The organism is Paraburkholderia sp. CNPSo 3076 (genome assembly GCF_026343935.1).
Taxonomy (GTDB): domain Bacteria; phylum Pseudomonadota; class Gammaproteobacteria; order Burkholderiales; family Burkholderiaceae; genus Paraburkholderia; species Paraburkholderia nodosa.
Map to the genome: position 1 here is coordinate 57,500 of NZ_JAPMAL010000041.1, position 6,626 is coordinate 64,125.

At 59.9% G+C, this 6,626-nt stretch carries 4 protein-coding genes and 1 pseudogene; 1 reads left to right on the forward strand and 4 read right to left on the reverse strand.

Features of this window, described 5'->3' with window-relative positions; all coding sequences use genetic code 11:
• Positions 1–163 precede the first annotated feature (163 nt).
• Complete coding sequence (locus M3A49_RS35445; RefSeq protein WP_266233038.1) at positions 164–1,351, forward strand: tyrosine-type recombinase/integrase; 1,188 nt, start codon at positions 164–166, stop codon at positions 1,349–1,351.
• Here M3A49_RS35445 and M3A49_RS35450 read toward each other — a convergent pair.
• The 4 genes and pseudogenes from M3A49_RS35450 to M3A49_RS35465 all read right to left on the reverse strand — a co-directional run.
• The gene (locus M3A49_RS35450; RefSeq protein WP_266233039.1) at positions 1,296–2,348 is read right to left on the reverse strand and encodes an IS630 family transposase; all 1,053 of its coding nucleotides are present in this window, start codon (positions 2,346–2,348) and stop codon (positions 1,296–1,298) included. The genes M3A49_RS35445 and M3A49_RS35450 overlap by 56 nt on opposite strands.
• Positions 2,349–2,671: 323 nt before the next feature.
• A complete protein-coding gene (locus M3A49_RS35455; RefSeq protein WP_266233040.1) occupies positions 2,672–4,240 on the reverse strand; it encodes an integrase catalytic domain-containing protein in 1,569 nt (522 codons plus the stop codon).
• 468 nt (positions 4,241–4,708) lie between these two features.
• Positions 4,709–5,542 carry an IS21-like element helper ATPase IstB gene (istB, locus tag M3A49_RS35460; RefSeq protein ID WP_266233041.1) on the reverse strand — a complete coding sequence of 278 codons (834 nt, stop codon included), beginning with the start codon at positions 5,540–5,542 and terminating at the stop codon, positions 4,709–4,711.
• Positions 5,539–6,339, reverse strand: a pseudogene (locus M3A49_RS35465) (Mu transposase domain-containing protein); the annotation flags it as partial. The pseudogene M3A49_RS35465 and the gene istB, both read right to left, overlap by 4 nt.
• Positions 6,340–6,626: the final 287 nt, after the last annotated feature.

Here is a 6,626-nt window from a genome sequence, read left to right on the forward strand (position 1 = left end):
CTAAGGTTTGTTAGGCATGCATATAAATTAGGTTCGCTGTCGACGCGACGGGCTCTCCCCACATGCGCATTCAACTGTAAAAGGCGCAATGCGGTAATTGTTGAAGCTCACCTAATTTCCGTGTTCTCATATCGAGGCTTACATCGTGTTCGAGGAGGACATCATGTCTGCAAGCAAATTGGCGGCGCACTCAGCGCGCTGCAGCACAGCTGTCGGGAGCCCCATAGACACCATCGTTTCCAGGTACGTGGATTACCTGCGTGCCCGACGATATGCGTCGGATACGATCCAACGCTATCTGGCCTCCTTGCGCCACTTCGCCCGTCGGCTGGACAAGCGGTTGACCCTTGACGACATTGATGATGCTCTCGTGATGGAGTTTGTCGATGTTCATTTGCCGCATTGCCGATGTCCGCGACCGTGCATGCGCCATGTCAACACGGTACGCGCAGCTCTCCGCCATCTCCTGTCCGTTCTAAAGGACGAAGGGTTGAGCAACGCTGGTCGCGCTCAATTGCATACGCCGGTCGATATCGAACTGGAGCTGTTCAGGCACTACCTGGTCGATAGTTGCGGTTACGCGCAGACCACTTGTTGTAACCGTCTTTGGCATATTCGCAACTTTCTCGACTCCGTCTTCGGTCAGGAGGCTGTGACCGCCGATCAGCTAACTTCAACAGATATTGAGAACTTCACCGCGCGCTATTTCAAAGGGCGGAGTCACGCGACACGTCTTACCTACTGTGTTGATCTCGCAAGTTATCTGCGCTTTCGAGGCCTGCACGGGGATGACACTCGCGCGCTCCTGGCTGCGATCCCGAAGATGGCGCCACCGATGCCGGCACGTCTGCCGATTGCAATGACGAACAGGGAGTTGGACCTCTTTTTCGCAGCGTTCGATTTGACCAGCCCGATTGGCATGCGCGATTTCGCAATTTCACGGTGCCTGGCCGATCTGGCGCTACGTCGCATGGAAGTCGTACGTCTGCAGTTGGGTTCATTCGATTGGCAGAATGGCACGGTGACGCTAACTCATACCAAGGGCGGACGAGAACGCAAGCTACCGCTGCCGGTACAAACGGCCAAAGCACTTATCCGCTATTTAAGGTACGGACGGCCCGATACAAGTAGTCGTGCCGTCTTTGTCCGGCAAATCGCGCCGTACGACAAGCCCATCAGCGCAGTTGCCATCAATGACCTTATCAGAAGTGCCTTTGTACGTGCTGGGCTCGACGAACGATTTCGTGGCGTCCACGCGTTGCGACGCACCGCAGCAACACGCCTAGTCCACTGCGTCATTGAATTGGCACCGGTCGAACCCGGCGCGATGGATCGTCATACTTCCACTTGATCGGCTTCGGGCTTTTGTTGTGCTCGCTGATATAGCGCATCAGTTTGCGATCCAGATCCTTCACCGAAGTGAAGATGCCGCGAGCGATCACATCGCGCTGGATGCGCGAGAACCAGTTCTCCACCTGGTTCAGCCACGACGAGTAGGTCGGCGTGAAGTGCAGGCGCACGTTGCGATGCGCGTCGAGGAAGTCGGCGACCCGCTGCGTCTTGTGGCTACTGACGTTGTCGCAGATCACATGGATTTTCCTGCGTTTTGGCTGGCTGGCGACAACATCGGTCAGGAAGGCCACGAACTGTTCGCTGGTGTGGCGCGCGGCCGTCTTGCCCAACACTTCGCCGGTGGCGGTGTTAAACGCCGCGAACAGGCTGAGCGTGCCATTGCGCTTGTACTCGAAGCCATGACTCTCGGCGCGCCCGCGCGACAGCGGCAGCATCCGGTCCTTGCGATCGAGTGCCTGGATCGCGGTTTTTTCGTCAACGCAGAACACCGCTGCGTGCGCCGGCGGATTCAGGTACAGCCCAATCACGTCCGCCGCCTTGGCCTCGAAGTCCGGGTCGTTGGAGACCATGTGCCGCTCCAGCTGCTGCGGCTTGATGCCGTGCTTGCGCCAGATACGCTGCACTGTCGAGACCGACACGTCGCCGAGTTCTGCCGCGAGCTTGTAGCTGCTCCAGTGTGTCGAGCCGTCGGCGGGTTTGTGCTTGAGGGTACGGTTGAGCACCCGCGCTTCCAGTCTGGCCGGCGGCTGCGTGGGCGCGCGCCCGGGATGCCGGGCGTACATGCCGGCCAACCGCTCGCTGAGGAAGCGCCCCGACCAGCGCGAGATGAAGCGCGAGTCACAGCAAAGTATGCGCATGATGCTGTCGCGCGATTCGCCGTCCTCGAGCATCAGGATCAACTTTGCGCGTCGCACGTCCGCTGCGCGTACCGTCCGGCTGCGCGCAGCAGACAGAAGTTGTTCGCGTTCGGTATCCGTCAGATTCATTTTTCCCATGACCGATATCTGAGCACAGATGGGGTGCCAATTCAATGACGCAATGGACTAGTTCAAGGTGGGGCATCATTAAAAGAAGTTGCTGACGTTCTGGGGCATAGGCATCTCAATACGACGACGCTTTACACCCGGGTCGATCTTGATCGTCTGCGCAAGGTAGCGCAACCATGGCCGGAGCATCGGCCATGAATGCTCCCCGACCTTGGACCGAGCGCATCGAAGACTACCTTGCATATCGGCGCAACGCTGGATTTAACATCGTGGGCGATTCGGCCTGTGGCGCGACAATCTGGATGAGAGACCCGTTGCCTCACGGGAAGATGTTACTCCAGCCTAATTGTCGTTTTCCGATTGTTTTGCGATGAAGGCTGGCGCTGCGTAGCGGCTCCAGCCTTCATCGCATCGACGTCGCCCAGTATCCGGGTGACCAGTTCTCGTGCACGGTTCGATCTCCATGCTTTCACACGGCGCTGCAGAGTGCGTAGCTGGGCGCTGGAATACATCGCGGGTGCCAGCGCGACGAGGCGCTCGTGAAGTTTCCTTGCTGTAATGCCGGGCTCGGATTCGAGCCATTGCTGGATCGTCGGCCACGTGTGCTCGAATGGATCTTGCCGGCTGCGCCACGTGTGGGGCACGCCGGCCTTTCGCTGGTGGGTTGGTCTCACCTCGCCGTCCTGCCACGCTGTTCCGAGGCTGACCAGGAATTCCGCCAGGGCAACGCGGTCAGGTGTCTCTGTCTCGGCCGGTGGGGTGCCGCATTCACTGCAGGTCGCAACGTGCTGCTGTGCTTCACGCATCCGGGACAACAGATCCAGCGGGTCGAGCGCCCTGAATCGAGTTCGGAGTTTGCGTTTGGTTGCCTCCGGCACTGAGGCCGATCGCAGGACGCGCTCGAGCGGCGTCAAGGGTGATTCATAGTGCTTCGTCACCTTCGCGCCGTGACGTGTCTTGGATTTCAGCTTGAACGACGGCTGGAAGAAGTTGATGTAGAGCCGCGAAACCTGGTAAAGGGAGGCAAGGATTTCCGTGGCCCCCAGACCTTGCAGCCTTCCGTAGCCGACCAGGCGGCGAACGATAGCGCCATTCTTCTGCTCGACCCACGCCTGGTCGTTCTTCTTGTATGCACGCGACCGCGTAAGCTCGATACCCGTCGCTTTGCAGAAGTCGAACACCGTCTCGTTCATGAAGGCGCTATCGTTGTCGCAATCCAGACCGCGCAGCGGAAACGGCAACGCACGGCGGACTTGCTCGATATGCTCCAGAACGAATGCGCCGCTGCGAAACGGCATGGCCAGGCATTCGGTCCATCCGGTCGCGATATCCGTCATCACAAGCGTGTGCACGAGCTCGCTGGCGACCTTGCCGCCACCACAATGCTGCACGAAATCGATCTCGAAATAACCGGGCAGCGGATCGTTCCAGTCCGAGAAGGTCCGGATCGGCACGGCACGGCGGATAGCACTGCCGACTCCGCTGGCGCGTCGGTGTTGGCCACCGAAAGCCTGCTCGCGCACGTCATGCAGCAGTCGGTCAATGGTGGCGGCGCTGATCTGCTTGAGTCGCTGGTGTACGTCCTTCGATAGTGACAGGTGGCCATGCCTTGTCATCGACGCGATTAGGGTCGGGATCAGCGCTTTCAGCCGCTTGCCGCAGATCCGGTCAGCGGCCTCCCAAAGGGTGATCAGCGCGGCGCGCACCTCATCGTCATAGCGCCTCTGTGGGCCGGTCTTTACCTTTGGCGGCCGCAACTCCCGGCACAACACACGGATCGCGTGCTTCCGATGGTAACTCGTCAACTCAACGAATTCGTCCAGTATCTGGCGTTTCTCATTCCGGTCAGAACGGCGATACCGCTCGCCGACTGCTTCAGTCAATTCCTGTCGTGTTGTCATGCTGAGCCGCCTTGTCATAAGTCGCTCCCGCCTGCATTCTGACGGGTAGCAAGTTACATGAGGCAACGACCCTCGCCTGGTAACAAAAAACCTGAGTCAATGCGGAGACGCGCGACAATCAGCTTGAGAATGTCGCGGCAGGAATGATGATGCCGATGTTGATTGACGCTGGCAAGCGTTTACTGATTGACGCGCGGTTTTGATTGACTCTGGCGAGCGGGTGTCGCGCGACAATCAAGATGATGACTTCAGTCGTTGAGGATTACTGTGTAAGGCGTGACGTTGCGGGTAGTCTGGCCGCGCGACAATCAGGATAAGAATGGAGTGGCGTGGGTAATGACGCCGGTATTGATTGACGCCGGCGAGCTTGGCCTGCCAGCCGCGCGTCAATCTGGATGAGAACAGCGCGTCAGTCGGTGAGGTCGATGCCGTTACGCGTGACGATGGCTTTGAGCACGCCCTGTCCCGTCATAGCTGATCCTCCTGGTTCGGCGGCACGCCGACATTCTTTGGTGTCGCGCGACTGGCCGGGCGCCCCGGACCCTGCTGCTTGCGCTCCATGGCGGTACGGCGACGGTAGCTTTCGACGTTCAGCTCGAAGATCGTCGAGTGATGGACCAGCCGGTCGACGGCGGCCACCGTCATGGCCCGATCAGGGAAGACCTTGTCCCATTCACCGAACGGCTGGTTGGCCGTTATGCAAAGAGAACGGTGCTCATACCGGGCGCTGATGAGCTCGAACAGGACCGACGTCTCCGCCTGATCCTTGCTGACATATGCGAAATCGTCCAGGATGACTAAATCGAATCGATCCAGCCGGTTGATGGCGGACTCCAGTGCGAGCTCGCGGCGCGCGACCTGCAACCGCTGCACGAGGTCGGTGGTACGCGCGAACAGAACCTTCCAGCCCTTCTCCAGCAGGCTCAGTCCAATGGCCGACGACAAGTGCGATTTGCCTCCTCCGCTCGGCCCCAGAAGAATCAGGTTGGTGCCGTTACGCAACCAGCCGTCGCCAGCGCAAAGCGCCGAGATGTGCGCGCGGGACACCATCGGCACCGCGTCGAAATCGAAGTTCTCCAGCGTCTTGCCCGGCAGCAGCTTTGCCTCCTTGAGGTGACGTTCGACTCGGCGTCGATCGCGCTCGGCGATCTCGTGGTCAGCCAGCGCCATCAGCAGGCGTGCTGCCGGCCAGCCTTCCGCGTCGGATCGTTCGGCAAAGCTGGACCAGATCTGCTTGATGGCGGGCAGCCGCAAGTCGTTGAGCAGCAGCGACAGGCGGGTGGCGTCGATGTCGAGACTCATGCTGCCACCTCCGTTGCCATGTCAAGCAGGGCTTCGTAGTCGCTCAGCGCGGCGAGCTGGATGTTCACCTCCGGCATGCTGCTCGTCGGCTTCGCTTCGAAGCGCGAACACAGTGCGTCGAGATCGGGTAACTGTCCATCGTCCAGGCACTGCTGCAGCGCCTTGGCCAGTTGGGCTTCGCAGTTGTGCTCGTGGGCCAGGCTGAGCAGTTCAACCATAGTCCTGCATGCCTGGCGCTCCGGGAGCTGTTCGAGCAGGCGATCGAAGCTCAGGCGATAGGCCTCGCGCGGAAAGACCTGATCGCGGTAGACCAGGTTGAGGAGCGCCATGGGCTTGCGGCGCAGCGCGTGGATGACGTGCCGGTAGTTGATGACGTGGCCGTGCTTGCCATTGGGACCCGCGCGGCCGCGCTGCAGTGTCATCAGGGCCGTGCCGCCCAGGTACAGTTCCAGCCGGTCGTCATACAGCCGTACGCGCAGGTGATGGCCGATCAGCCGTGACGGGACGGTATAAAACACCTTGCGCAGGACGAAGCCGCAGGTGGTCGTGACGTACACGCGCGTTTCCTCGTAGTCGCACGTACGCTGGACCGGAAGCGGCTGAAGCAGTGTGCGCTCGGCCTCGATGCGTTTGCCATTACGCGCGTTGATTCGACCGACGATCTCGTCGATGAAGCGGCGATAGGAACCGAGATCGTTGAAGTCGTGACTGCCGCGCAGAAGCAATGCATCACGCACTGCGCTCTTGAGGTGGCCATGAGGGCTCTCGATGGAACCGTTCTCGTGATTATGGCCTCGAGGCCATAATGCAGAGGTTTTTTTGGTTAGCGATCGCGGCCGCAGACGCCTGAACAGGCTAAGCGAGGCCAATCCGAGATCGGTAATCAAAAAAACGTTTGTGCTAAACCGCTCCACGGGCGGTGGCGGCTATGGGCATTGAATGAACGACTCGGTGGTTCGCGATACTCGGGGCGTGACTATCGCTCCGAGGTTCAGGGCGAGCGAGTGCGGGATGCACAGTGAGCGCGGCAGCAATGCGAGCTTCAGTGGGCGGGTAAGCCGAAGTTTCGGAGCATTGTGCTGCG

Coding starts and splice junctions, on each gene's coding strand:
- M3A49_RS35450 (WP_266233039.1), bottom strand. CDS start 2,348: ATGGGAAAAATGAATCTGACGGATACCGAACGCGAACAACTTCTGTCT.
- M3A49_RS35445 (WP_266233038.1), top strand. CDS start 164: ATGTCTGCAAGCAAATTGGCGGCGCACTCAGCGCGCTGCAGCACAGCT.
- M3A49_RS35455 (WP_266233040.1), bottom strand. CDS start 4,240: ATGACAACACGACAGGAATTGACTGAAGCAGTCGGCGAGCGGTATCGC.
- istB (WP_266233041.1), bottom strand. CDS start 5,542: ATGAGTCTCGACATCGACGCCACCCGCCTGTCGCTGCTGCTCAACGAC.